Below are 25,044 nucleotides of genomic sequence, written 5' to 3'. Positions count from 1 at the left end.
GAAAGGGTCAGACCAGTACATCGTTCGCGCTGAGGGTATGGACGCCCACCAGTTGCACTTGGAAGTCAGCTCCGAGGTCACCGCTTACGTTGCCGAGAAGGACCTGATCCACGAAGCGCATTTGACCGGCACCGGTGAACTCATTGGAACCGATGAAAGTCAGGTGCTGGACGCCGAGGCTCATCGGATCTATGTCGTAGCCGGAGAAATCGATCTTGTCACCTTCAAGCACGTTGAAATCGGTAACGATGTTCTGTGAGTTGGCAGGGCCCATGCCCAGTTCCGTTTCCAACGTGATCAAGTTATTAAAGGTAAACGTGTCGGCCCCTGTACCACCGGTCAGTTTGTTACTTCCCCATCCGCCGAACAGTATGTCGTTACCTTCTGCGCCAAAGAGTTGGTTGGTGCCGCCAAAGCCCATGAGTGTGTTATTGCCGGAGTTGCCGGTCAGGACGTTATCGAGATTGTTGCCGCGCAGGGTGAGGTCCGCATTGCCAAGCAATACGCCGTCTTCGACGTTCTCCGAAAGGCTGTAGTCGACCCACGTCTGGATCAGGTCGTGGCCGCCATTGAGTGGCGATTCATAGACGAGATCATTGACGTTATCCACGATATAGATATCGTCGCCGCCCTCGCCGATCATGTGGTCGGCACCGAGCCCGCCCGACAGGATGTTGTTGCCGCTGTTGCCGTGCAAGACGTTATCCAGGGCATTGCCGGTCAGGTTCAGGTTGGCGTTTCCAAGTATCTGGCCGTCTTCGACGTTGTCCGTCAGCGTGTAATCGACACTGGTTTTGACGGTGTCGATACCCTCATCGGCGAGTTCGATCACGACATCGTTGATGTTGTCCACGACGTAGGAGTCGTGGCCGCCGCCGCCGATCATGGTGTCCGCACCCAGTCCGCCATCGATGTAGTTGGTGGAGGAATTGCCCCTGATGACGTTGTTCAATGCGTTGCCGACCAATATCGAAGTAGCGTCACCGATCATCGTCAGGTCTTCGAGATTGGCTGAAAGGGTGAAGTCGATGCTGGTTTTGATCAGGTCATGGCCTTCACCGAATTGTTCGATCACGACATCCTTGTAGTTATCCACAATGTAGGTGTCATCACCGGCACCACCGATCATGGTGTCGGCGCCGAGGCCGCCATCGAGCGTGTTGGCCAGGGCGTTGCCGGTCATGCGGTTGTCCCGCTCGTTACCGGTGCCGTTGACCGCATTGCCGATCAGGATCAGGTTCTCGACGTTGGCGCCGAGGGTGTAATCGATGGAGGAGAACACACGGTCAAGGGCGGTCAGTGAAGCGTCGGTTTCGATGACCACATCGCCGACGTTGTCGACGTAGTAGGTGTCGACGCCGTCGCCACCGATCATGGTGTCGGCGCCGAGGCCGCCGTTGAGTGTGTTGGCCGCAGCGTTACCGGTCAGGGTGTTGTTCAGCTCGTTGCCGGTGCCGTTGACGGCGTTGCCGGTCAGGACCAGGTTTTCCAGGTTGGCACCGAGGGTCCAGTCGATCGATGAGCGCACGGTGTCGATTTCACCGACCAGGGTGCTGGTTTCGGTGGTGATGTCACCGATGTTGTCGACGATATAGGTGTCATTGCCCAGGCCACCGATCATGGTGTCCGCGCCGAGGCCGCCATCAAGGACGTTGTTGCCCTCGTTGCCGGTCATGCGGTTGTCCCGCTCGTTACCGGTGCCGTTGACCGCATTGCCGATCAGGATCAGGTTCTCGACGTTGGCGCCGAGGGTGTAATCGATGGAGGAGAACACACGGTCGAGGGCGGTCAGCGAAGCGTCGGTCTCGATGACCACATCGCCGACGTTGTCGACGTAGTAGGTGTCGACGCCATCGCCACCGATCATGGTGTCGGCACCGAGACCGCCATCGAGCGTGTTGGCCAGGGCGTTGCCGGTCATGCGGTTGTCCCGCTCGTTGCCGGTGCCGTTGATGGCATCGCCGATCAGGATCAGGTTCTCGACGTTGGCGCCGAGGGTGTAATTGATGCTGGAGAACACGCGGTCAAGGGCGGTCAGTGAAGCGTCGGTTTCGATGACCACATCGCCGACGTTGTCGACGTAGTAGGTGTCGACGCCGTCGCCACCGATCATGGTGTCGGCGCCGAGGCCGCCGTTGAGTGTGTTGGCCGCAGCGTTACCGGTCAGGGTGTTGTTCAGCTCGTTGCCGGTGCCGTTGACGGCGTTGCCGGTCAGGACCAGGTTTTCCAGGTTGGCACCGAGGGTCCAGTCGATCAATGAGCGCACGGTGTCGATTTCGCCGACCAGGGTGCTGGTTTCGGTGGTGATGTCACCGATGTTGTCGACGATATAGGTGTCATTGCCCAGGCCACCGATCATAGTGTCCGCGCCGAGGCCGCCATCAAGGACGTTGCTGCCCTCGTTGCCGGTCATGCGGTTGTCCCGCTCGTTACCGGTGCCGTTGACCGCATTGCCGATCAGGATCAGGTTCTCGACGTTGGCGCCGAGGGTGTAATCGATGGAGGAGAACACACGGTCAAGGGCGGTCAGCGAAGCGTCGGTCTCGATGACCACATCGCCGACGTTGTCGACGTAGTAGGTGTCGACGCCATCGCCACCGATCATGGTGTCGGCACCGAGACCGCCATCGAGCGTGTTGGCCAGGGCGTTGCCGGTCATGCGGTTGTCCCGCTCGTTGCCGGTGCCGTTGATGGCATCGCCGATCAGGATCAGGTTCTCGACGTTGGCGCCGAGGGTGTAATTGATGCTGGAGAACACGCGGTCAAGGGCGGTCAGTGAAGCGTCCGTTTCGATGACCACATCGCCGATGTTGTCGACGTAGTAGGTGTCGACGCCGTCGCCACCGATCATGGTGTCGGCACCGAGACCGCCGTTGAGTGTGTTGGCCGCAGCGTTACCGGTCAGGGTGTTGTTCAGCTCGTTGCCGGTGCCGTTGACGGCGTTGCCGGTCAGGACCAGGTTTTCCAGGTTGGCACCGAGGGTCCAGTCGATCGATGAGCGCACGGTGTCGATTTCACCGACCAGGGTGCTGGTTTCGGTGGTGATGTCACCGATGTTGTCGACGATATAGGTGTCATTGCCCAGGCCACCGATCATGGTGTCCGCGCCGAGACCGCCATCGAGCGTGTTGGCCAGGGCGTTGCCGGTCATGCGGTTGTCCCGCTCGTTGCCGGTGCCGTTGATGGCATCGCCGATCAGGATCAGGTTCTCGACGTTGGCGCCGAGGGTGTAATTGATGCTGGAGAACACGCGGTCAAGGGCGGTCAGTGAAGCGTCGGTTTCGATGACCACATCGCCGACGTTGTCGACGTAGTAGGTGTCGACGCCGTCGCCACCGATCATGGTGTCGGCACCGAGACCGCCATCGAGCGTGTTGGCCAGGGCGTTGCCGGTCATGCGGTTGTCCCGCTCGTTGCCGGTGCCGTTGATGGCATCGCCGATCAGGATCAGGTTCTCGACGTTGGCGCCGAGGGTGTAATTGATGCTGGAGAACACGCGGTCAAGGGCGGTCAGTGAAGCGTCCGTTTCGATGACCACATCGCCGATGTTGTCGACGTAGTAGGTGTCGACGCCGTCGCCACCGATCATGGTGTCGGCACCGAGACCGCCGTTGAGTGTGTTGGCCGCAGCGTTACCGGTCAGGGTGTTGTTCAGCTCGTTGCCGGTGCCGTTGACGGCGTTGCCGGTCAGGACCAGGTTTTCCAGGTTGGCACCGAGGGTCCAGTCGATCGATGAGCGCACGGTGTCGATTTCACCGACCAGGGTGCTGGTTTCGGTGGTGATGTCACCGATGTTGTCGACGATATAGGTGTCATTGCCCAGGCCACCGATCATGGTGTCCGCGCCGAGACCGCCATCGAGCGTGTTGGCCAGGGCGTTGCCGGTCATGCGGTTGTCCCGCTCGTTGCCGGTGCCGTTGATGGCATCGCCGATCAGGATCAGGTTCTCGACGTTGGCGCCGAGGGTGTAATTGATGCTGGAGAACACGCGGTCAAGGGCGGTCAGTGAAGCGTCGGTTTCGATGACCACATCGCCGACGTTGTCGACGTAGTAGGTGTCGACGCCGTCGCCACCGATCATGGTGTCGGCGCCGAGGCCGCCGTTGAGTGTGTTGGCCGCAGCGTTACCGGTCAGGGTGTTGTTCAGCTCGTTGCCGGTGCCGTTGACGGCGTTGCCGGTCAGGACCAGGTTTTCCAGGTTGGCACCGAGGGTCCAGTCGATCGATGAGCGCACGGTGTCGATTTCACCGACCAGGGTGCTGGTTTCGGTGGTGATGTCACCGATGTTGTCGACGATATAGGTGTCATTGCCCAGGCCACCGATCATGGTGTCCGCGCCGAGGCCGCCATCAAGGACGTTGTTGCCCTCGTTGCCGGTCATGCGGTTGTCCCGCTCGTTACCGGTGCCGTTGACCGCATTGCCGATCAGGATCAGGTTCTCGACGTTGGCGCCGAGGGTGTAATCGATGGAGGAGAACACGCGGTCAAGGGCGGTCAGCGAAGCGTCGGTCTCGATGACCACATCGCCGACGTTGTCGACGTAGTAGGTGTCGACGCCATCGCCACCGATCATGGTGTCGGCACCGAGACCGCCATCGAGCGTGTTGGCCAGGGCGTTGCCGGTCATGCGGTTGTCCCGCTCGTTGCCGGTGCCGTTGATGGCATCGCCGATCAGGATCAGGTTCTCGACGTTGGCGCCGAGGGTGTAATTGATGCTGGAGAACACGCGGTCAAGGGCGGTCAGTGAAGCGTCGGTTTCGATGACCACATCGCCGGCGTTGTCGACGTAGTAGGTGTCGACGCCATCGCCACCGATCATGGTGTCGGCACCGAGGCCGCCATCGAGTGTGTTATTGAGTGCATTGCCGGTAAGAATGTCATTGAAGGCTGAACCGACGGCATTCTCTATTTTGGCGCCGTACGCGATCGCCAGTCCGTCGTTGATCGAACTCAGGTTATTGAAATCAACAAATTTCTTGCCGATTTGACTGTAGGCGCCTTCATTCAGATTGATGCTGACGGCAGCAAGCTGATTACTACCATCGATTGTGTCGTTGCCACCGCCGTCCCAGATGGTTTCGAAAATCGACTGGTTGGCATCCCACTTGTAAACGTTGTCGCCGGCCTGCCAATGCATATTGGCGCCATACAGGCTCTGGATTGCGATGATGTCCAGCACCATCGGCGTCGTCGGCTGATAGGAATAGTTACTGTTGTAACTCATCACTGTGAAGTGAACATCGTCCAGTTTCGGGTCCAGCAGGGTCTTGTTGGTGGCACTGGTGTCGAATGGATGCTTGAGACCCAGGGCATGGCCGATTTCATGAACGAACGTCAAGTAGTCGTAAGTGCCTTTGCCAGGGTTCGGATTGTTGGTTTGCGGACCGACCCAGACATCACCGGCAACAGGACTGTTGGCCGGAAAATACGCCCAGGCAGCCGTTTTGTCGTCCATCAGGCGATAGCCGCCGAAACGCAGGTCACCCACGTTGGTCAGGGTGTCGCTGGTCAGCGTGAAATTGAGATTGGCAACACTGCTCCAGGCCCCCAAAGCATCGGTGATCGCGTTTTTCTGTCCTGCCGTGAGCTCATACAGCGCGTTGTATTCGTTATCGGGGCTGTAGTTGGTAACAAAATAGGAAGTCACCGGCGCCATGAAGCTATAGCTGAGGTTGGTCGGCCCGGACGGAGTCCAGTTGGCCCCCAGCCAGTAAGTACCGGAAATTAGGCTGTCGACAATGGCATTACCAGTCAACGTAGCGGGCAAACTTGAGGAATACGTCTTGGGCGTAGGCATGGAGAATTTCCTGAGTGCGCTGCGGCCCTTCCTGAATGCGACCGCTACAAAAAAATGCGATTTTGCACCAGAAACAGGAGGTTTGACATCATTAAGCCATCATTTTTTTGATTGCTGACGTCAAATAACTGACCGGGCGATCTGTATCGGCGCGTGAAGTAGAATTCTGAAACAAATCCCACTGCCGTTCGTCCAGGATTTTCCATGACCGCACATAAATCTACGCTTATTCGCGAAACCTTCCCCGTCGGCCCCCTGCAATGCAACTGCACGATCATCGGTGACCCTGTCACGAAAAAAGCCATTGTCGTCGACCCGGGCGGCAACCCCGATCTGATCATGGCGCGCCTTGATGCGCTGGGTCTGAAAGTAGTGAGCATCATCCACACCCACGCGCACCTCGATCACTTCCTGGCTTCCGGCCAGATGAAGGAAAAGACCGGTGCCACCTTGCACCTGCATAAAGAGGATCAGTTCCTGTGGGACAACCTGGAGATGCAATGCCAGATGTTCGGCGTGCCCTACACACCGGTGCCTTCGCCGGATCGCTGGCTGAGCGACGACGAAGAGCTGGCCTGCGGCTGCGGCGTGGCACTGCATACGCCGGGGCATACGCCAGGTTCCATGAGCTTCTGGTTTTCCGAGGCTAAGCTGTTGATTGCTGGCGACACGTTGTTTCGTCGCGGAGTAGGGCGCACGGATTTGTGGGGTGGCGATCAGGCGACCATCGTGCGATCGATCAAGCAGCGGCTGTACACCCTGGATGAAGACGCGACCGTTGTGGCCGGGCATGGTCCGGATACGCGTCTGGGGGATGAAATGCGCGAGAACCCGTTTGTGCGTGCCTAAACATTTTGTCACGGGTGCCCAGCGGAATTTTTGTGCATTGTCATGATCCAACGCCCGCACGGGCCAGTTGCCAATGGCCGCTGCACCACAGAATGCAAAATGTAGGAGCACTCCATGTTCACCACGCGTCGTTTGATTATTGTCGCTACTGCCGTGGCCGTCTTGTCCGGCTGCGCCTCGCCCAACCCGTATGACAATCAGGGTCAGGCCGACGGTGGCTCCCAGGGCATGAGCAAAACCGCCAAGTACGGTGGCCTTGGTGCACTGGCCGGCGCGCTGGCCGGTGCCGCCATCGACCACGACAACCGCGGCAAGGGTGCGCTGATCGGCGCAGCCGTCGTCGGTGCCTCGGCCGCCGGTTACGGCTACTACGCCGACCAGCAGGAGAAAAAACTGCGCGCCAGCATGGCCAACACCGGGGTTGAAGTGCAGCGTCAGGGCGACCAGATCAAGCTGATCATGCCGGGCAACATCACCTTCGCCACCGATTCGGCGAACATCGCTTCGAGCTTCTATCAGCCGCTGAACAACCTGGCCAACTCGCTCAAAGAGTTCAACCAGAACCAGATCGAAATCGTCGGTTACACCGACAGCACCGGCAGTCGTCAGCACAACATGGACCTGTCCCAGCGTCGTGCGCAGAGCGTGGCAACCTACCTGACTTCGCAAGGCGTCAGCGGTGCCAACCTGAGCGCCCGCGGTGCCGGTCCGGATAATCCGATCGCCAGCAACGGTGACGTCAATGGCCGCGCGCAGAACCGCCGCGTCGAGGTCAACCTCAAGGCGATCCCGGGCCAGCAGTACGGTGGCCAGCAACAACCGGGCACGGTTCAGCAGTACCCGTAACTGTCAGGTACAAAAAAGCCCCCGGACAAGTGATTGTCCGGGGGCTTTTTGTTGGCGCGAAGGCTGATTACTTCTTCAGGCCGTAATGCTCGTCGAGCATGCCCGGCGAGTTCGGGGTCTTCGGCGCGTAGTCACGCGGCGGTTCCTGATCCCGTGGTGGCGTCAGGCGTTCCCGTGGGGCCTGTGCTGCGTCGGCGTGCAGCGAGGCGAGCAAGCGTTGACGGGTCTGCTCGTCCAGGGCCAGACGGTTGGCGCCCTCGGCGAGGTGGTCCTGCACTTCCTGATAGCTTTGGGTCAGTTTCTTGACCAGATTGGCGGTGCTGTTGAAGTGGGTCACCACTTCGTTCTGATAACTGTCGAAACGTTCCTGAATATCATCCAGTTGACGCTGCGTGCGGCTGGGCGCGGCGTTCGGCGCAACGCGAGCGATCAGGAAACCAATGGCGACACCCACAACCAGGGCAAGAGTCGGTAACAACCAAACTAAGAGCGAGTGTTCCACGAGTCCTTCCTCTATAAACGGCTTTGCTTTACGTTAACGGCTCGAACCTGCGCTGTATACCGCGATTCACTCGCAATAGACTGGCACAGACAATTTGCTAGACGAGTCGACCCGATTCGAGGTCACGGAGTTCCTTCCTTGCTGATGCGTGAAACCCCTGTAGTGATTGATGGCCCGGTGGGTCAACTTGAGAGCCTTTACCTCGACAACGAGCAGCCACGTGGCATCGCGCTGATCTGCCACCCGAACCCGGTGCAGGGCGGCACCATGCTCAACAAGGTCGTCTCGACCCTGCAACGCACCGCGCGCGACGCGGGCCTGATCACCTTGCGCTTCAACTATCGCGGCGTCGGTGCCAGCGAAGGTTCCCATGACATGGGCACTGGTGAGGTCGACGACGCCCAGGCCGCTGCCGCATGGTTGCTGGAAAAACACCCGGATCTGCCGCTGACCCTGTTCGGTTTCTCCTTCGGTGGATTTGTTGCCGCAAGTCTCGGCGGCCGTCTCGAAGCCCAAGGCATCACGCTCAAGCACCTGTTCATGGTCGCGCCGGCGGTGATGCGTCTGGGCGATCAGGATCAGTTGCCGCAACAGGGCGAGCTGACCGTGATCCAGCCGGAAACCGACGAAGTGATCGATCCGCAGTTGGTCTACGACTGGTCTGACAAACTCCAGCGCCCCCATGAGCTGCTGAAAGTGGCAGAATGCGGACACTTTTTTCATGGCAAGCTGACCGATCTCAAGGATCTGATCCTGCCGCGTCTCTCGAATTGATTGCAGTCTGACAAGCGATTACCCATGACGAACCGTACCCGCATCCTCACCGGCATTACCACCACCGGCACCCCGCACCTGGGCAACTACGCCGGCGCCATCCGCCCGGCGATTCTCGCCAGCCGCGACAGCAATGCCGACTCGTTCTACTTCCTGGCCGACTATCACGCCCTGATCAAGTGCGATGACCCGCTGCGCATCCAGCGCTCGCGTCTGGAAATCGCCGCGACCTGGCTGGCCGGTGGCCTGGATGTGGATCGCGTGACCTTCTACCGTCAGTCCGACATTCCGGAAATCCCCGAACTGACCTGGTTGCTGACTTGCGTCGCCGCCAAGGGCCTGCTCAACCGCGCCCACGCCTACAAGGCTTCGGTGGACAAGAACGTCGAGACCGGCGAAGACCCGGATGCCGGTATCACCATGGGCTTGTACAGCTATCCGGTGCTGATGGCGGCGGACATCCTGATGTTCAACGCGCACAAGGTGCCGGTCGGTCGCGACCAGATCCAGCACGTGGAAATGGCCCGTGACATCGGCCAACGCTTCAACCACCTGTTCGGCCAGGGCAAGGAGTTCTTCACCATGCCCGAAGCGCTGATCGAGGAAAGCGTGGCCACGTTGCCGGGCCTGGACGGTCGCAAGATGTCCAAGAGCTACGACAACACCATTCCGCTGTTCTCCAGCGCCAAGGAAATGAAGGACGCGATCTCGCGGATCGTCACCGACTCCCGCGCGCCGGGCGAAGCGAAAGATCCGGACAACTCGCACCTGTTCACCCTGTTCCAGGCCTTCTCCACGCCGGCGCAGGCTGACGAATTCCGCAGCGAACTGCTGGGCGGTCTGGGTTGGGGCGAGGCGAAGAACCGTCTGTTCCAGCTGCTCGACAACGAGCTGGGCGAATCCCGCGAGCGTTATCACCAGTTGATCGAACGCCCGGCAGATCTGGAAGACATCCTGCAACACGGCGCCAAGAAGGCCCGTGCGGTGGCGACGCCATTCCTCAACGAACTGCGCGAAGCGGTCGGCCTGCGCTCCTTCGTCAATCAGGTTCAGGTGACCGCGACCACCAAGAAGAAAGCCGCGAAAGCTGCACGTTTCGTCAGCTTCCGCGAAGACGACGGCAGCTTCCGTTTCCGTCTGCTGGCGGCTGACGGCGAGCAACTGCTGCTGTCGCGCAACTTCGCCGACGGTAAAACCGCCGGTCAGGTGACCAAGCAACTGCAATCGGGTCAAGCGCTGGATGTACGCAGCGAAGACCTGAGCTTCAGCGTCTGGCTGGAAGGCGAGTGCGTCGGCGACAGCCCGGCGTTCGCCGACGTGGCTGCGCGCGATGCGGCTGTCGAGGCGTTGCGGATCGCTCTGACGCCGATTCAGGAATAATCAACGGGCCGGCCCGACCAAGGGCCGATTGCCATTCCCACGGGCCATCGCTACAGTGACGGCCCGTTTTTGTTGCCTTGCTAACGAATTATGACGCCCCTAGAACGATATCAAGCTGATCTGAAACGCCCGGACTTCTTCCATGACGCGGCGCAGGAAACTGCCGTTCGTCATCTGCAACGCCTGTACGACGATCTGATCGCGGCCGAGCAGAACAAGCCGGGTTTGCTGGGCAAGCTGTTTGGCAAAAAGGATCAGGCGCCGGTCAAGGGCCTGTACTTCTGGGGCGGCGTGGGTCGCGGCAAGACTTACCTGGTGGATACCTTCTTCGAAGCGCTGCCATTCAAGGAAAAGACCCGCACTCACTTCCACCGCTTCATGAAGCGCGTGCACGAAGAGATGAAAACCCTTGGCGGCGAGAAAAACCCGCTGACCATCATCGCCAAGCGTTTCGCGACTGAATCGCGGGTCATCTGCTTCGATGAATTCTTCGTTTCCGACATCACCGACGCCATGATCCTCGGCACGCTGATGGAAGAGCTGTTCAAGAACGGCGTGACCCTGGTCGCCACGTCGAACATCGTGCCGGACGGCCTGTACAAGGACGGCCTGCAACGCGCGCGCTTCCTGCCAGCCATCGCGCTGATCAAGCAGAACACCGAGATCGTCAACGTCGACAGCGGCGTCGACTACCGTCTGCGCCACCTCGAACAAGCGGAGCTGTTCCACTTCCCGCTCGACGAAGCCGCCCACGAAAGCCTGCGCAAGAGCTTCCGCGCGCTGACGCCGGAATGCACGGCGGCGGTGGAAAACGATGTGCTGATCATCGAGAACCGCGAAATCCGTGCCCTGCGCACTTGCGACGACGTGGCCTGGTTCGACTTCCGCGAGCTGTGCGACGGCCCGCGCAGCCAGAACGACTACATCGAACTGGGCAAGATCTTCCACGCCGTGCTGCTCAGTGGCGTGGAGCAGATGAGCGTCACCACCGACGACATCGCCCGACGCTTCATCAACATGGTCGACGAGTTCTACGACCGTAACGTCAAACTGATCATTTCTGCCGAAGTCGAGTTGAAAGACCTGTACACCGGCGGGCGTCTGACATTCGAGTTCCAGCGTACCCTCAGCCGTCTGCTGGAGATGCAATCCCACGAGTTCCTGTCCCGGGCACACAAGCCTTAAGCGGATTCGGCAAACAAAAAGGGCCTGCAGATGCAGGCCCTTTTTTGTGTCTGGTCGAATCGTCAGGCAGCTTGCTGAAACTGCTGCCGGTACTGGTTCGGCGACAGTTCGGTGTGCTGGCGGAACAGCCGTGCGAAGAAGCTCGCATCGTCGTAGCCGACTTCGTAGCTGATGGTCTTGATGCTCTTGCGACTGCCGGAGAGCAAGCCCTTGGCGGTCTCGATGCGCAGCCGTTGCAGATAGTGCAGCGGTTTGTCGCCGGTGGCGGTCTGGAAGCGGCGCATGAAGTTGCGGATGCTCATGCCGTGCTCGCGCGCCACGTCCTCGAAGCGGAACTTGTCGGCGAAATGCTCTTCGAGCCAGTGCTGGATCTGCAGGATGATCACGTCCTGATGCAGCTTCTGGCCGCCGAAACCGATGCGGCCCGGTGCGTAGCTGCGCTGCACTTCATAGAGAATGTCGCGAGCTACCGCCTGGGCTACATTGGCGCCGCAGAAGCGCTCGATCAGGTAAATGTAGAGATCGCAGGCCGAAGTGGTGCCGCCGGCGCAATACAGGTTGTCGGCGTCGGTCAAGTGCTTGTCCTGATTGAGGTAGACCTGCGGGAAGCGCTCGGCGAAAGCGTTGAAGAAGCGCCAGTAGGTGGTCGCTTCCTTGCCGTTGAGCAAGCCGGCCTCGGCCAGCCAGAACACCCCGGTAGCCTCGCCGCAGAGCACGGCGCCCCGGGCATGCTGTTCGCGCAGCCACGGCAGGATCTGTGGATAACGTTGGCACAGCGTATCGAAATCGTCCCAGAAGGCCGGGAGGATGATGACGTCGGCGTTTTCCAGGCCGCCGTCCACCGGCATGACCACGTCACTGAAGCTGTTCACCGGTTTGCCGTCGGGGCTGACCAGGCGGGTTTCGAACGCCGGAGTCAGGCCGTGGCCCAGTTGTTTGCCGTAACGCAGGCTGGCCAGATGGAAGAAATCCTTGGCTTGCATGAGGGTGGAAGCGAAAACCCGGTCGATCGCCAGGATGCTGACGCGCCGCAAGGGCGTGGAGACTTGCTTGGACATAATTCAACTTTTGTTTTTATAAGGGAAAGTGGTCACCAGACGGCTGGATCGTCTTATTTTTTGTCGGATGTGTCCAGTGTCCTGTATCGGAAGCGAGGCTTAGTCTCTGAAGGTCTGATCCCTCCAACAATAAAGAAAAGGTGCCGCATGATTCCCAGAACCTTGTTCAGCTCCGAGCACGAATTGTTCCGCGACAGCGTACGAACATTCCTCGAAAAGGAGGCCGTGCCGTTCCATGGGCAATGGGAAAAACAAGGCTACATCGACCGCAAACTGTGGAACAAGGCGGGGGAGGCGGGGATGCTCTGCTCGCACCTGCCGGAGGAATACGGCGGGCTGGGAGCGGACTTTCTCTACAGTGCAGTGGTCATCGAGGAAGTGGGCCGGCTGGGCCTGACCGGTATCGGTTTTTCACTGCATTCGGACATCGTCGCACCGTACATCCTGCATTACGGCAGCGAGGCGCTGAAACAGAAATACCTGCCGAAGCTGGTGTCCGGCGAGATGGTCACCGCGATCGCCATGACCGAACCGGGCGCCGGTTCCGACCTGCAAGGGGTCAAGACCACGGCGGTGCTGGATGGCGACGAATATGTGATCAACGGCTCGAAAACCTTTATCACCAATGGCTTCCTGGCGGATCTGGTGATCGTTGTGGCCAAGACCGATCCCAAGGCCGGCGCCAAGGGCACCAGCCTGTTTCTGGTGGAGGCGAACACGCCGGGCTTCGACAAGGGCAAGCGCCTGGAGAAGGTCGGAATGAAGGCTCAGGACACGTCGGAATTGTTCTTCCAGGACGTGCGAGTACCGAAAGAAAACCTGCTGGGTCAGGCCGGGGCGGGATTTGCCTATCTGATGCAGGAACTGCCGCAGGAGCGTCTGACCGTGGCGATTGGCGGTCTGGCTTCAGCCGAGGCGGCGCTGCAATGGACGCTGGATTACACCCGTGACCGCAAGGCGTTCGGCAAGTCGATTGCCGACTTCCAGAATACCCGCTTCAAACTGGCGGAAATGGCCACCGAGATTCAGATCGGCCGGGTGTTCGTCGACCGCTGCCTGGAGTTGCATCTGCAAGGCAAGCTTGATGTGCCGACGGCGGCGATGGCCAAGTACTGGGGCACCGACCTGCAATGCAAGGTGCTCGACGAGTGCGTGCAACTGCATGGAGGCTACGGTTTCATGTGGGAATACCCGGTGGCGCGAGCCTGGGCGGATGCGCGGGTGCAGCGGATCTATGCCGGCACCAATGAAATCATGAAGGAGATCATTGCGCGGTCGCTTTGATCCGAGCGTGTGATCGTACCCACGCTCTGCGTGGGAATGCCGCCATGGACGCTCTGCGTCCGCTTTGGGGTGCAGTCCACAGAGCGCGGGAACGATCATCGTCCTGGGTTACGGCGCCGGGTTCGGATGATCCTTGTGAATCGCTTCGATCCCTTCCAGCACTTCCCTCGACAGTTTCAGCTCGTAGCTGGCGATGTTGCTGTCCAGTTGCTCCAGCGTCGTCGCCCCGATGATGTTGCTGGTGACGAACGGTTGCTGGTTCACAAAGGCCAGGGCCATTTGTGCCGGATCCAGACCGTGTTCACGGGCCAGTGCCACATAACGGCTGCATGCCGCTTCCGATTGCGGGTTGAAATAGCGGCTGAAGCGGCTGTAGAGGCTCAGGCGGCCTTTTGGCGGGCGCGCCCCACCCTCGTACTTGCCCGACAGGAAACCGAACGCGAGCGGCGAATAGGCGAGCAGACCGCATTGTTCACGGATGGCGATTTCCGCCAGGCCGATCTCGAAACTGCGGTTGAGCAGGTTGTACGGGTTCTGGATCGACACGGCGCGCGGCCAGCCACGGGCTTCGGCCAGGGCGAGAAAGCGCATGGTGCCCCACGGTGTCTCGTTGGACAGGCCGATATGGCGGATCTTGCCGGCCTTCACTTGCTCATCGAGCGCTTCAAGGGTGTCTTCGAGGGGCGTCAGGTTGGCTTCGGTCTGGTGCTTGTAGCCCAGCTGTCCGAAAAAGTTGGTGCTGCGCTCCGGCCAGTGCAATTGATACAGATCGATGTAATCGGTCTGGAGGCGCTTGAGGCTGGCGTCCACGGCTTCGGTGATGTGCTGGCGGTTGTGGCGCAGGTTCTTGTCGCGGATGTAGTCGATGGTGTTGCCGGGGCCGGCGATCTTGCTGGCGAGGATCCAGTCGGCGCGGTCGCCACGGCTCTTGAAGTAATTGCCGATGTAGCGCTCGGTGGTGGCGTAGGTTTCGGCTTTCGGCGGCACCGGGTACATCTCGGCGGTGTCGAGGAAATTGATCCCGGCCTCTTTTGCCCGTTCGATCTGGGCGAAGGCTTCAGCTTCAGTGTTTTGCTCGCCCCAGGTCATGGTGCCGAGGCAGATTGCACTCACGTTCAGGTCGGTACGGCCTAGCTGGCGATAGTCCATCGGGTGCTCCTTGGGCAAAACAAGCATAAAAGCAGGTTGAAATTTTTTTCGCAATCTGCATAATTGCCGACCTCTTTCTGCAGTGGAAGTGATGCGCCGCCGCCGAAGAATCTTGCCGTTGAACGGACGCGCCGACCCGAGCCCCCGAAAGCGTCTGTATCCGGCTGCCTTTGACTTGTCAAAGTACGCACTATTCAGTAAGATCCGCCGTCTTATTTACAGGCGGCCCCTGAGGCTATAAAGAATGAAAACTTTTACTGCTAAACCGGAAACAGTAAAGCGCGACTGGTTTGTCGTCGACGCTGCTGGTCAGACCCTGGGTCGTCTGGCCACCGAAATCGCGAGCCGTCTGCGTGGCAAGCACAAGCCTGAGTACACTCCTCACGTTGACACCGGCGACTACATCGTCGTAATCAACGCTGAGCAGATCCGTGTTACCGGTGCTAAAACCACTGACAAAATGTACTACTCCCACTCCGGTTTCCCGGGCGGCATCAAGTCGATCAACTTTGAAAAGCTGATCGCCAAGGCCCCTGAGCGCGTGATCGAGACCGCGGTTAAAGGCATGCTGCCTAAAAACCCACTGGGTCGCGACATGTACCGTAAGCTGAAAGTCTATGCGGGCGCTGCACACCCTCATACTGCTCAGCAGCCCCAAGAACTGAAGATTTAACGGAATAGTTCATTATGTCGGCGACTCAAAATTACGGCACTGGCCGTCGCAAGACCGCAACCGCACGCGTTTTCCTGCGTCCGGGTACTGGTAACATCTCCATCAACAACCGCTCCCTGGACACGTTCTTCGGTCGCGAAACTGCCCGCATGGTAGTTCGTCAGCCGCTGGAACTGACTGAGACTGTCGAGAAGTTCGACATCTACGTCACCGTCATCGGTGGTGGTGTAAGTGGTCAAGCTGGCGCAATCCGCCACGGCATCACTCGCGCTCTGATGGACTACGACGAAACCCTGCGTAGCGCTCTGCGCAAAGCTGGCTTCGTTACTCGCGACGCCCGTGAAGTTGAACGTAAGAAAGTTGGTCTGCGTAAAGCGCGTAAGCGTCCGCAGTACTCGAAGCGTTAATTTCGCTTCCACGTTCAAAAAGAACGCCCGATTCCTCACGGAACCGGGCGTTTTTTTATGCGTGCGATTTCTTGAATAATTGCGCTGTGACAACTTGCCACATTCGTAGACCCCCTATACTACAAGGCTTGAGGGCCAGCCCTCCGGGTAATTACCTTGTCAGAATTGGGGGTTTTCATTACCATTCGGCAAAATTTTTATAAGTACATAGTTTCAATTTAGTAGACGCCTGATTTAACAGGCCACAAAGCTGATGGGAGAGGACTGAATGAGCAATGACGGCGTGAATGCAGGCCGGCGTCGCTTCTTGGTAGCAGCCACATCCGTGGTGGGTGCTGCAGGAGCGGTGGGGGCTGCGGTCCCGTTCGTGGGGTCATGGTTTCCCAGTGCCAAGGCGAAGGCTGCCGGAGCACCGGTGAAAGTGAATGTCAGCAAAATCGAGCCAGGGCAGCAGATGATTGCTGAATGGCGCGGCCAGCCGGTGTTCATTGTCCGCCGTACCGAGGAAATCCTGGGGAATCTCAAGAAGATCGAGGGCCAGCTCTCCGATCCGACCTCCAAAAACTCCACGCAACCCACTTATGTCGACCCTGAAGTGCGTTCGATCAAGCCGGAAATCCTCCTGTTGATCGGGATCTGCACTCACCTGGGTTGCTCACCGACTTTCCGTCCCGAAGTGGCACCCGCGGATCTGGGCAAAGACTGGGTAGGCGGCTATTTCTGCCCTTGCCACGGTTCCCACTACGATCTGGCTGGCCGCGTCTACAAGTCGCAACCTGCGCCTTTGAACCTGCCAGTACCCCCGCATTCCTATGAGACCGATGACCTGATTGTCATTGGCGTCGATACGGAGAAAGCGTGATGAGCAAGTTCATGGATTGGGTTGATGCACGCTTCCCCGCCACCAAGATGTGGGAAGACCATCTCAGCAAGTATTACGCTCCAAAAAACTTCAACTTCTTCTACTTCTTCGGCTCGCTGGCGCTGCTCGTTCTGGTCAACCAGATCGTCACCGGTGTCTGGCTGACCATGAGCTACACCCCGTCGGCGGAAGAAGCGTTCGCTTCCGTCGAATACATCATGCGCGACGTCGAGTACGGTTCGATCCTGCGCCTGCTGCACTCCACCGGCGCTTCGGCGTTCTTCATCGTGGTCTATCTGCACATGTTCCGTGGCCTGCTCTACGGTTCGTACCAGAAACCGCGTGAGCTGGTGTGGGTCTTCGGCATGCTGATCTACCTGGCGCTGATGGCCGAAGCCTTCATGGGTTACCTGCTGCCATGGGGCCAGATGTCCTACTGGGGTGCCCAGGTGATCATCTCGCTGTTCGGTGCGATCCCGGTCATCGGCAACGACCTGACCCAGTGGATCCGTGGTGACTACCTGATTTCCGGGATCACCCTGAACCGCTTCTTCGCCCTGCACGTGGTTGCGCTGCCGATCGTGATTCTCGGTCTGGTGGTGCTGCACATTCTGGCGCTGCACGAAGTCGGTTCGAACAACCCGGACGGCGTGGACATCAAGAAGCACAAAGACGAAAACGGTATCCCGCTGGACGGCATTGCCTTCCACCCGTACTACACCGTGAAAGATATCGTCGGCGTCGTGGTGTTCCTGTTCATCTTCTGCTTCATTGTGTTCTTCTTCCCGGAAATGGGCGGTTACTTCCTTGAAAAGCCTAACTTCGAGCAAGCCAACCCGTTCAAGACGCCTGAGCACATTGCACCGGTCTGGTACTTCACACCGTTCTACGCAATCTTGCGTGCGGTCCCTGACAAGCTCATGGGCGTTATCGCCATGGGTGCAGCGATTGCGGTGCTGTTCGTCCTGCCGTGGCTCGACCGCAGCCCGGTCAAGTCGATGCGCTACAAAGGCTGGATGAGCAAAATCTGGCTGGTGGTGTTCTGCATTTCGTTCGTGATCCTCGGCATTCTGGGCGTTCTGGCCCCGACGCCAGGCCGTACGCTGCTGTCGCAGGTCTGCACCTTCCTGTACTTCGCCTACTTCATTCTGATGCCGTTCTACACCAGGCTCGAGAAGACCAAACCGGTTCCGGAAAGGGTGACTGGCTGATGAAAAAGTTATTTTTTGCTCTGATTTTTGCTGCTCTGCCAGTGCTGTCTTTCGCGGCCGAACACGGTGGTCCGGAACTGGAAAAGGTCGACATCGACGTTTCCGACAAGGCTGCCTTGCAGGATGGTGCGCGTACTTTCGCCAACTATTGCATGGGTTGCCACAGTGCCAAGTTCCAGCGTTACGAGCGTGTGGCCGATGACCTCGGCGTTCCGCACGAACTGATGCTGGAAAAACTGGTGTTCACCGGCGCCAAGATCGGCGATCACATGAACATCGGCATGCAGCCGGCCGACGCCAAGACCTGGTTCGGCGCAGCGCCGCCGGATCTGACGCTGGTGGCTCGTGTTCGCGGCACCGACTGGCTCTACGGTTACCTCAAGTCGTTCTACGAAGATCCTGCGCGTCCATGGGGCGTGAACAACAAGGTCTTCCCGAACGTCGGCATGCCTAACGTGCTGGTCGGCCTGCAAGGTCGTCAGGTCGTGGGTTGCAAACAGGTACAGATCGTCGAAGACGGCAAGAAGCAATATGACCCGCTGACCGGTACGCCTCTGACTCATGAAGCGTGCGATCAGTTGACCATCGTGCCGAAAACCGGAACCCTCAACGAAGAGCAGTTCGATGAGAAGGTCAAGAATCTGGTAACCTTCCTGGCTTACTCGGCTAACCCGGTTAAGCTGCAACATCAGCGCATCGGTACTTATGTCTTGCTGTACCTGGCGTTCTTCTTTGTGTTCGCCTACCTGCTCAAGCGTGAATACTGGAAAGACGTGCACTGATACGCTTCAAGCAATTGCTGTTAATCGCGCGCGCCCAAGGGCGCCTCTGAAAACGCAACGCCTGGTTCGCCAGCCGTTGCGGGAGGCGCCCTCTGGGCGCGCGCGTTTTTCCGGCTCCGACTATTTCAACAAGCGAGGAGGATCGCCATGGGCGTGACCAATCGGTTGGCCTGTTACTCCGACCCCGCCGACCACTATTCCCACCGAGTGCGCATCGTGCTTGCAGAGAAGGGTGTCAGCGCCGAGATCATTTTTGTGGAGGCTGGTCGTCAGCCGCCTAAACTGATTGAAGTGAACCCTTACGGCAGTCTGCCCACGCTGGTCGATCGTGACCTGGCGTTGTGGGAGTCGACCGTGGTGATGGAATACCTGGATGAGCGTTACCCGCATCCGCCATTGATGCCCGTGTACCCGGTGGCGCGTGCCAACAGCCGTCTGCTGATTCACCGCATTCAGCGCGACTGGTGTGGTCTGGTGGATCTGATTCTGGATTCGCGCACCAAGGAAGCGGCCCGTGCCGTGGCGCGCAAGGAATTGCGCGAAAGCCTGACGGGCGTGTCGCCGCTGTTTGCCGACAAGCCGTTTTTCCTCAGTGAGGAACAAAGTCTGGTGGATTGCTGCCTATTGCCAATACTCTGGCGTTTGCCGATTCTGGGTATAGAACTGCCGCGGCCCGCCAAGCCGCTGCTTGATTATATGGAGCGTCAGTTTGCGCGTGAGGCTTTCCAGGCGAGTCTGTCTGGTGTCGAACGCGACATGCGCTAAGGCTTAAGGAGCCGCTATGAACTCCAGTCGACCTTATCTGGTCCGCGCGCTCTACGAGTGGATTGTGGATAACGATTGCACCCCGCACATGCTGGTCAATTCCGAGTACCCGGCGGTGCAGGTGCCACAGGGCTTTGCCAGTGACGGGCAGATTGTCCTGAACATTTCGCCGAGTGCCGTGCGGCACTTGCACATGGACAACGACGTTGTGACCTTCGAAGGTCGCTTCGGTGGCGTCCCGCACAGTCTGTACGTGCCGATTGCTGCAATTCTGGGGATCTATGCCCGGGAGAACGGTCAGGGCATGGTGTTCGATCTGGAGTCGCCGATGGATGACGAAGACGAGATCGAGCAGGATGACGATGTTCCGCCACCGGACAGCGAGCCGCCGCGCCCAAGCGGCCGGCCAAGCCTGAAAGTGGTGAAGTAATAAAAAAGGCGATCCGGTTGGATCGCCTTTTTTGTGCCTGCGTTTTGCGGGTCAGTCGATGTATTCGAACAGCTTCACAATCTTCTGCACGCCGGAGACGCCCTGAACCAGGTTGGTCGCCTGGGCGGCTTCCTGTTTGGTCAGCAGGCCCAGCAGGTAAACGATGCCGTTCTCGGTCACGACCTTGATGCGCGAGCCGGGAATGCTGGCATCGGCGAGCATCTGGGTCTTGATCTTGGTGGTCAGCCAGGAGTCGTTCTGACGGGCAACGAAGCCTGAAGGTGCGATCACTTGCAGTTCGTTGTGAACCTTTTTCACGCGCTGAACGTTGGCCGCGGCCTGTTCGGCCTTCTCCTTGAGGTCCGCGCGCGGGGTCTGGCCGGCCAGCAGTACGACACCGTTGAAGCTGGTGACGACGATGTGCGAGTCGTTGTCCAGGGCCGGATCGGCCTTGGCCACGTTGACGCCGACTTTGGTTTCGATCAGCGAGTCATCGATCTTGCTGCCGAAAGTGCGGGTACCGCGGTCGTCTTCGATCGGCGCTTCACGGCTGGCATTCACCACCGAGGTGCAGCCGCTGATGCCGAGGCACAGGGTCAAGGCCAGAAGGCCAAGGCGATTAGGGGTCATTCTTCACTCCCGAACAGTTGGCTGTCGATCAGATCGCAAAGGCAATGGATCGCCAGCAAGTGGACTTCCTGAATACGTGCGGTGACGTTGGCCGGTACGCGAATCTCGACGTCTTCGGGCAGCAGCAGCGAAGCCATGCCGCCGCCATCGCGTCCGGTCAATGCTACGACAATCATTTCGCGATCATGTGCGGCCTGGATCGCCTGAATAATGTTCGCCGAGTTGCCGCTGGTCGAAATCGCCAGCAATACGTCACCCGGCTGGCCGAGTGCGCGGATCTGCTTGGAGAACACTTCGTTGTAGCTGTAGTCGTTGGCGATCGAGGTGATGGTCGAGCTGTCGGTGGTCAGCGCGATCGCTGGCAGGCTAGGGCGCTCACGCTCGAAACGGTTGAGCAGTTCCGAGGAAAAGTGCTGGGCATCACCGGCCGAGCCGCCGTTACCGCACGAGAGCATTTTGCCCTCGTTGAGCAGGGCGTTGACCATTACCTGGCTGGCTTGCTCGATGTGCGGTGCAAGTACGTCCATCGCCTGTTGCTTGGTGTCGATGCTGGCCTGGAAAAGCTGGCGAATTCGGGATTGCATGTCCATCTGTGTGACCTTAATTAGCGCGGCTGTCCGGCACGTGAATGGGCAGCCCGCAAAGCAAAGAGCAAAAGTGTTGAGTGAAAGTGTCCGGGTCGGAGCAGGCGGTCAACTGTCGAACGCATTCTGCAACCAGTTCAGCTGACCCTGGTGGCTGTCGATGGCCACCACGTCGAAGCGGCAGGGGGAATTGGCCCAACGCGACTCGCGCTGAAGAAAATACTGTGCGGCGAAAATCAGTTTCTGCCGTTTGCGCCCATCGATGCTGTCGAGTGCGCCACCCCATTGAGTGTTCTTTCGGTAACGGACTTCGACGAATACTACTGTATCGCCATCAAGCATGACCAGATCAAGCTCACCGCGTTTACATAACCAGTTCTGCGCCAGCAGGCGCAGACCCTGGTGTTGCAGATGCTCGAGCGCCTGGCGCTCGGCATCCTTGCCGCTTTGCAGGTGTGACCTGTCGGGCATCAGCGTGGAGTGTCCGGCAGACGCTGGATCTGACCGCTGACGAACTGCGCCCATGGCAACTGACGTACGACGCGTTGGCTCTGAGTCATGCCCAGGCTGCCCGACTGACCTTCGATGCGGCTGTCCGGCAGTGCCTTGAGCTGATCCAGGCGTGGCGCGAGGCGGTAGGCATCGACGCCCATCGCGTACAGGCGGCCGAGGCTACCAGCGGCTTGTGGCCATTGCGCGGTGACCTGCTGGCGCAGCGGATCGCTGGTTTCCAGCAGCCATGGCGTTTCGCAGAAGCGCACGCCGTTCATGTCGTTGTACTGGTTCACGTCGCCGCTGGCGCTGAATACGTGGGAGGTCGCGTAAACCGGCACATCACCGGCGTACTGGAAGTTCAGTGTCGGCTTGATCTGCTGCGCCTGCTGCGGGGTGGCGGCGAGGAAGATGAACTCGATGTCCTGGCGACGCGAAGGCTGGGCGGCAACGTTGGTGCCGGCAGCATTCTGCAGGCTCTTGGCGCGAGCTTCGCTCTGACGCAGCTGGAACATGTCGGCGATCTGCTGAGCCAGTTGCACCGGCTGGTCGACGCGCTCGGTGGCGACAATGCTGCCGCCGTTGGCTTGCCAGTCCTGGCTGAACGCGCGCAGGACGCGGTCGCCCCATTCGCCTTTCGGCACCATGATGGCGGCGCGATGCAGGCCGTCGGCACGGGCGCGGCGGGAGACTTCGCGGGCTTCGTCTTCAGCGGCCAGACCGAACTGGAACAGCTGCGCCGGGCCTTGATCGCCTTCGCTGTAGTTCAGGGCGAGGGTGGTGATCGGCAGTTGCGGGCGAGTGCTCAGCTGTTTGACCAGCGGCTTCTCCAGCGGGCCGACGACCAGTTGCACGCCATCGGCCTGGGCCTTGCGGTAGAACTCGTCGAGGTTGGTCAGTTTCGAGCTGTCATAGAACTCGATGGCCGGTGGTTTCTGGCCGGCTTGCTGAGCCTGATAGTGCGCGGCCATGAAGCCGTCACGCAGGGCCTTGCCGACCGAGGCCAGTTGGCCGTCCTGTGGCAACAGCAGGGCGATCTTGCTCAAAGGCTGGCTGGCCAGTTCCTTGAGTTTGGTCAGGGGCAGCGGCAGGTTGATCGCGGCTGGGTGCTTTGGATGCTGGTTGCGCCAGTTGTCGATGGCGGCTTGCTGCTGTTCCAGAGTGCCGGCGGTTTTCACCGCCAGGGCCAGGCTCATCCAGCCGCCGAGGTCATCGGTGGTGTTCGCTTGCAGTTGATCGGCCGGCAGCGATGCAATCAGGGTCCAGATCGCTTCGTGGTTCTTGTTGGCGGCTTCACCTTCCAGCATCGGCGCGATGAAGATGCGCTCGCGGGCGGCGGCCAGGGTCTGGCCGTCGGCTTCAAGGGCGCGGGCGTGAACGGTGCCGGCGCGAACTTGCAGCGGTGCCGACATTTCGCTCAGGCGTTGCAGGCTTGGGTGGCTCAGGGCAGTCAGCGCGGCTTTCGGCTGGTTGCGGGTCATGGCCAGTTCTGCAGACAGCGTGCTGGCAAATGCCTGCTGGCCCGGCTGAAGTTGTTCCATCGGCACTTGCTGCAGGATTTGCGCGGACTGTCCGGCATTGCCCTGGCGGTACGCCATATCTGCCGCACTCAGGCGCAACAGCGCAGCCTTGTCCGGCGATTTGGCCTGGGCAGCCTGTTCGAGCAGTTGCTCGATGGTGGCATCCGGGGTCCGTGGAAGTTCGCCAAGGCTGGAGGAAGGGGAGCTGGCGCAAGCCGCCAGCAAGGCAGCGAGGCAGAGGGCAGTGAACAGCCGCAGGCAAGCGATCATGTAAGTGTTCCTGATACTCGATCAAATTAGCGTCGAATTGTACCCAAGCACTGGCCGGGGCGCGATGTTACTGGCGTGAAACCGTCAATTTAGCTGATACAAAGAGTGCGCAGCCTCACAATGGTGCGACAAACCGTGTCCGACTCGGACGCATCGACCGGCGCACGACGCGCTACAATGGCGGCTTTTACCGATCATGAGGTGTGCGCTTTGACTGCTCCAGGTCCTTTGAATTCCGCTGCGGGCTCGCTTTATGTGGTGGCGACGCCCATCGGCAACCTGGATGACATCAGCGCCCGGGCGTTGAAGATCCTGCGCGAGGTGGCGCTGATCGCCGCCGAAGACACACGCCATTCCCAGCGCCTGATGCAGCACTTCGGCATCTCCACGCCGCTGGCAGCCTGTCATGAACACAACGAGCGCGATGAAGGCAGTCGCTTCATTACCCGTCTGCTGGCGGGCGACAACGTCGCACTGATTTCCGATGCCGGTACGCCGCTGATTTCCGATCCGGGCTATCACCTCGTGCGTCAGGCTCGTGCCGCCGGGATCAATGTGGTGCCGGTGCCGGGTGCGTGCGCATTGATCGCAGCGTTATCGGCTGCCGGTCTGCCGTCCGACCGCTTTGTCTTCGAAGGCTTTTTGCCGGCCAAGGCCGTGGGGCGCAAGGCGCGTCTGGAAGCTATCAAGGAAGAACCGCGCACGCTGATTTTTTACGAGGCGCCGCACCGTATTCTGGAATGCCTGCAGGATATGGAAGTGGTATTCGGCGCTGATCGTCCTGCATTGCTCGCTCGTGAAATCACCAAGACCTTTGAAACGCTCAAGGGATTGCCGCTGAGTGAGTTGCGGGCATTCGTCGAGGCGGACAGTAATCAGCAGCGCGGCGAATGCGTCGTGGTGGTGGCAGGTTGGACCGCGCCGGAATCCGAAGACGCCGTCAGCAGCGAGGCGATGCGCATCCTCAATCTGTTGCTGGAAGAGATGCCGCTCAAGCGCGCGGCGGCTCTGGCAGCGCAAATCACCGGTGAGCGCAAAAACGTGCTGTATCAGGTAGCACTGGATCAGCAAAAAGACGCGTAACCCGTCGCGCAGACCGGTTTGCGGGCTATTAGCGCTTGTTCTTCGGCCGCTCTGCCGTTAACCTGCGCGGCGGAGAGTCGATCGGACAGTCGCTGCCCTCTATGAAAATTAGGGGGGGGAGGAAAGTCCGGGCTCCATAGGGCGAAGTGCCAGGTAATGCCTGGGAGGCGTGAGCCTACGGAAAGTGCCACAGAAAATAACCGCCTAAGCGCTTCGGCGCCGGTAAGGGTGAAAAGGTGCGGTAAGAGCGCACCGCACGTCTGGCAACAGTTCGTGGCTAGGTAAACCCCACTTGGAGCAAGACCAAATAGGGTCCCAAGGCGTGGCCCGCGCTGGGACCGGGTAGGTTGCTAAAGATGTCCAGTGATGGCCATCGTAGACGAATGACTGTTCAAGACAGAACCCGGCTTACAGATCGACTCTCCACCTTTTTCTTTTCCCTGCTTGAATTAAAGGCGACAGGGCTGTTTATTATCAGCAGGCCTGCGCTGGAAATCCGGTAGCGGCAGAC

General features: G+C 59.5%; 22 protein-coding genes and 1 other RNA gene. 15 read left to right on the top strand and 8 right to left on the bottom strand.

Features of this window, described 5'->3' with window-relative positions:
• Positions 1–7: 7 nt before the first annotated feature.
• On the bottom strand, positions 8–5,797 hold the full coding sequence (locus AC0R79_RS25430; protein WP_474732127.1) for a matrixin family metalloprotease: 5,790 nt from the start codon (positions 5,795–5,797) through the stop codon (positions 8–10).
• Between the two features lie 204 nt (positions 5,798–6,001).
• On the opposite strand from AC0R79_RS25430, the gene AC0R79_RS25425 reads away from it, so the two are divergent.
• Both AC0R79_RS25425 and AC0R79_RS25420 read left to right on the top strand, forming a co-directional pair.
• Positions 6,002–6,646, top strand: a complete 645-nt coding sequence (locus AC0R79_RS25425) for an MBL fold metallo-hydrolase (RefSeq protein ID WP_474732123.1) — start codon at positions 6,002–6,004, stop codon at positions 6,644–6,646.
• Between the two features lie 114 nt (positions 6,647–6,760).
• Positions 6,761–7,492 (top strand): YiaD family glycine zipper/OmpA-like lipoprotein, encoded by a 732-nt coding sequence (locus AC0R79_RS25420; RefSeq protein WP_474732120.1) that lies wholly within the window; start codon positions 6,761–6,763, stop codon positions 7,490–7,492.
• 67 nt (positions 7,493–7,559) lie between these two features.
• On the opposite strand, the gene AC0R79_RS25415 is transcribed toward AC0R79_RS25420, so the two are convergent.
• Positions 7,560–7,994 (bottom strand): Z-ring associated ZapG family protein, encoded by a 435-nt coding sequence (locus AC0R79_RS25415; RefSeq protein WP_007956803.1) that lies wholly within the window; start codon positions 7,992–7,994, stop codon positions 7,560–7,562.
• A gap of 144 nt (positions 7,995–8,138) precedes the next feature.
• Between AC0R79_RS25415 and AC0R79_RS25410 the strand changes: the two genes are divergently transcribed.
• The 3 genes from AC0R79_RS25410 (at position 8,139) to zapE (ending at position 11,333) form a co-directional block, all read left to right on the top strand.
• Entirely contained in the window at positions 8,139–8,768 is a 630-nt protein-coding gene (locus AC0R79_RS25410) for an alpha/beta hydrolase (protein WP_085607037.1), read from the top strand.
• Between the two features lie 24 nt (positions 8,769–8,792).
• Positions 8,793–10,148: a tryptophan--tRNA ligase gene (locus tag AC0R79_RS25405; RefSeq protein ID WP_375747856.1), complete on the top strand. Its 1,356-nt coding sequence runs from the start codon at positions 8,793–8,795 to the stop codon at positions 10,146–10,148.
• 90 nt (positions 10,149–10,238) lie between these two features.
• Positions 10,239–11,333 carry a cell division protein ZapE gene (zapE, locus tag AC0R79_RS25400; protein WP_474732114.1) on the top strand — a complete coding sequence of 365 codons (1,095 nt, stop codon included), beginning with the start codon at positions 10,239–10,241 and terminating at the stop codon, positions 11,331–11,333.
• Between the two features lie 62 nt (positions 11,334–11,395).
• On the opposite strand, the gene AC0R79_RS25395 is transcribed toward zapE, so the two are convergent.
• Complete coding sequence (locus AC0R79_RS25395; protein WP_170929381.1) at positions 11,396–12,292, bottom strand: GlxA family transcriptional regulator; 897 nt, start codon at positions 12,290–12,292, stop codon at positions 11,396–11,398.
• Positions 12,293–12,538: 246 nt separating this feature from the next.
• Between AC0R79_RS25395 and AC0R79_RS25390 the strand changes: the two genes are divergently transcribed.
• The gene (locus tag AC0R79_RS25390) at positions 12,539–13,675 is read left to right on the top strand and encodes an acyl-CoA dehydrogenase family protein (RefSeq protein WP_207983896.1); all 1,137 of its coding nucleotides are present in this window, start codon (positions 12,539–12,541) and stop codon (positions 13,673–13,675) included.
• A gap of 108 nt (positions 13,676–13,783) precedes the next feature.
• Here the strand turns inward: AC0R79_RS25390 and AC0R79_RS25385 are convergent, their stop codons facing one another.
• Complete coding sequence (locus AC0R79_RS25385; protein ID WP_085606928.1) at positions 13,784–14,824, bottom strand: NADP(H)-dependent aldo-keto reductase; 1,041 nt, start codon at positions 14,822–14,824, stop codon at positions 13,784–13,786.
• A gap of 244 nt (positions 14,825–15,068) precedes the next feature.
• On the opposite strand from AC0R79_RS25385, the gene rplM reads away from it, so the two are divergent.
• The 7 genes from rplM (at position 15,069) to AC0R79_RS25350 (ending at position 19,954) form a co-directional block, all read left to right on the top strand.
• Positions 15,069–15,497: a 50S ribosomal protein L13 gene (rplM, locus tag AC0R79_RS25380; RefSeq protein WP_003228062.1), complete on the top strand. Its 429-nt coding sequence runs from the start codon at positions 15,069–15,071 to the stop codon at positions 15,495–15,497.
• A 14-nt stretch (positions 15,498–15,511) separates the two neighbouring features.
• On the top strand, positions 15,512–15,904 hold the full coding sequence (gene rpsI / locus AC0R79_RS25375) for a 30S ribosomal protein S9 (protein ID WP_007956794.1): 393 nt from the start codon (positions 15,512–15,514) through the stop codon (positions 15,902–15,904).
• Positions 15,905–16,172: 268 nt separating this feature from the next.
• On the top strand, positions 16,173–16,766 hold the full coding sequence (gene petA, locus AC0R79_RS25370) for a ubiquinol-cytochrome c reductase iron-sulfur subunit (protein WP_007917031.1): 594 nt from the start codon (positions 16,173–16,175) through the stop codon (positions 16,764–16,766).
• A complete protein-coding gene (locus tag AC0R79_RS25365) occupies positions 16,766–17,977 on the top strand; it encodes a cytochrome b (RefSeq protein WP_007956792.1) in 1,212 nt (403 codons plus the stop codon). Before petA ends, AC0R79_RS25365 begins: the two co-directional genes overlap by 1 nt.
• Positions 17,977–18,759, top strand: a complete 783-nt coding sequence (locus tag AC0R79_RS25360; protein ID WP_007956790.1) for a cytochrome c1 — start codon at positions 17,977–17,979, stop codon at positions 18,757–18,759. The genes AC0R79_RS25365 and AC0R79_RS25360 overlap by 1 nt, the downstream gene beginning before the upstream one ends.
• A 147-nt stretch (positions 18,760–18,906) precedes the next feature.
• Positions 18,907–19,524 carry a glutathione S-transferase N-terminal domain-containing protein gene (locus tag AC0R79_RS25355; RefSeq protein WP_011335872.1) on the top strand — a complete coding sequence of 206 codons (618 nt, stop codon included), beginning with the start codon at positions 18,907–18,909 and terminating at the stop codon, positions 19,522–19,524.
• Positions 19,525–19,540: 16 nt separating this feature from the next.
• Positions 19,541–19,954, top strand: a complete 414-nt coding sequence (locus AC0R79_RS25350) for a ClpXP protease specificity-enhancing factor (RefSeq protein WP_007956787.1) — start codon at positions 19,541–19,543, stop codon at positions 19,952–19,954.
• A 51-nt stretch (positions 19,955–20,005) separates the two neighbouring features.
• On the opposite strand, the gene AC0R79_RS25345 is transcribed toward AC0R79_RS25350, so the two are convergent.
• The 4 genes from AC0R79_RS25345 to AC0R79_RS25330 all read right to left on the bottom strand — a co-directional run bounded on the left by AC0R79_RS25345 (position 20,006) and on the right by AC0R79_RS25330 (position 23,450).
• Positions 20,006–20,584 (bottom strand): BON domain-containing protein, encoded by a 579-nt coding sequence (locus tag AC0R79_RS25345; protein ID WP_007956785.1) that lies wholly within the window; start codon positions 20,582–20,584, stop codon positions 20,006–20,008.
• A complete protein-coding gene (locus tag AC0R79_RS25340; RefSeq protein WP_007928463.1) occupies positions 20,581–21,174 on the bottom strand; it encodes a phosphoheptose isomerase in 594 nt (197 codons plus the stop codon). The genes AC0R79_RS25345 and AC0R79_RS25340 overlap by 4 nt, the downstream gene beginning before the upstream one ends.
• Positions 21,175–21,276: 102 nt before the next feature.
• A complete protein-coding gene (locus tag AC0R79_RS25335) occupies positions 21,277–21,639 on the bottom strand; it encodes a YraN family protein (RefSeq protein WP_007956783.1) in 363 nt (120 codons plus the stop codon).
• On the bottom strand, positions 21,639–23,450 hold the full coding sequence (locus AC0R79_RS25330) for a penicillin-binding protein activator (RefSeq protein WP_258712291.1): 1,812 nt from the start codon (positions 23,448–23,450) through the stop codon (positions 21,639–21,641). The genes AC0R79_RS25335 and AC0R79_RS25330 overlap by 1 nt, the downstream gene beginning before the upstream one ends.
• A 177-nt stretch (positions 23,451–23,627) precedes the next feature.
• On the opposite strand from AC0R79_RS25330, the gene rsmI reads away from it, so the two are divergent.
• Complete coding sequence (rsmI, locus tag AC0R79_RS25325; RefSeq protein WP_474732095.1) at positions 23,628–24,533, top strand: 16S rRNA (cytidine(1402)-2'-O)-methyltransferase; 906 nt, start codon at positions 23,628–23,630, stop codon at positions 24,531–24,533.
• A gap of 73 nt (positions 24,534–24,606) precedes the next feature.
• Positions 24,607–24,960: RNase P RNA component class A (gene rnpB / locus AC0R79_RS25320), an RNA gene on the top strand.
• Positions 24,961–25,044: the final 84 nt, after the last annotated feature.

This window comes from Pseudomonas sp. HD57-3 (assembly GCF_056113135.1).
Note: the sequence above shows the minus strand (reverse complement) of the source record. Positions and strands in the feature narration are given on the sequence as shown.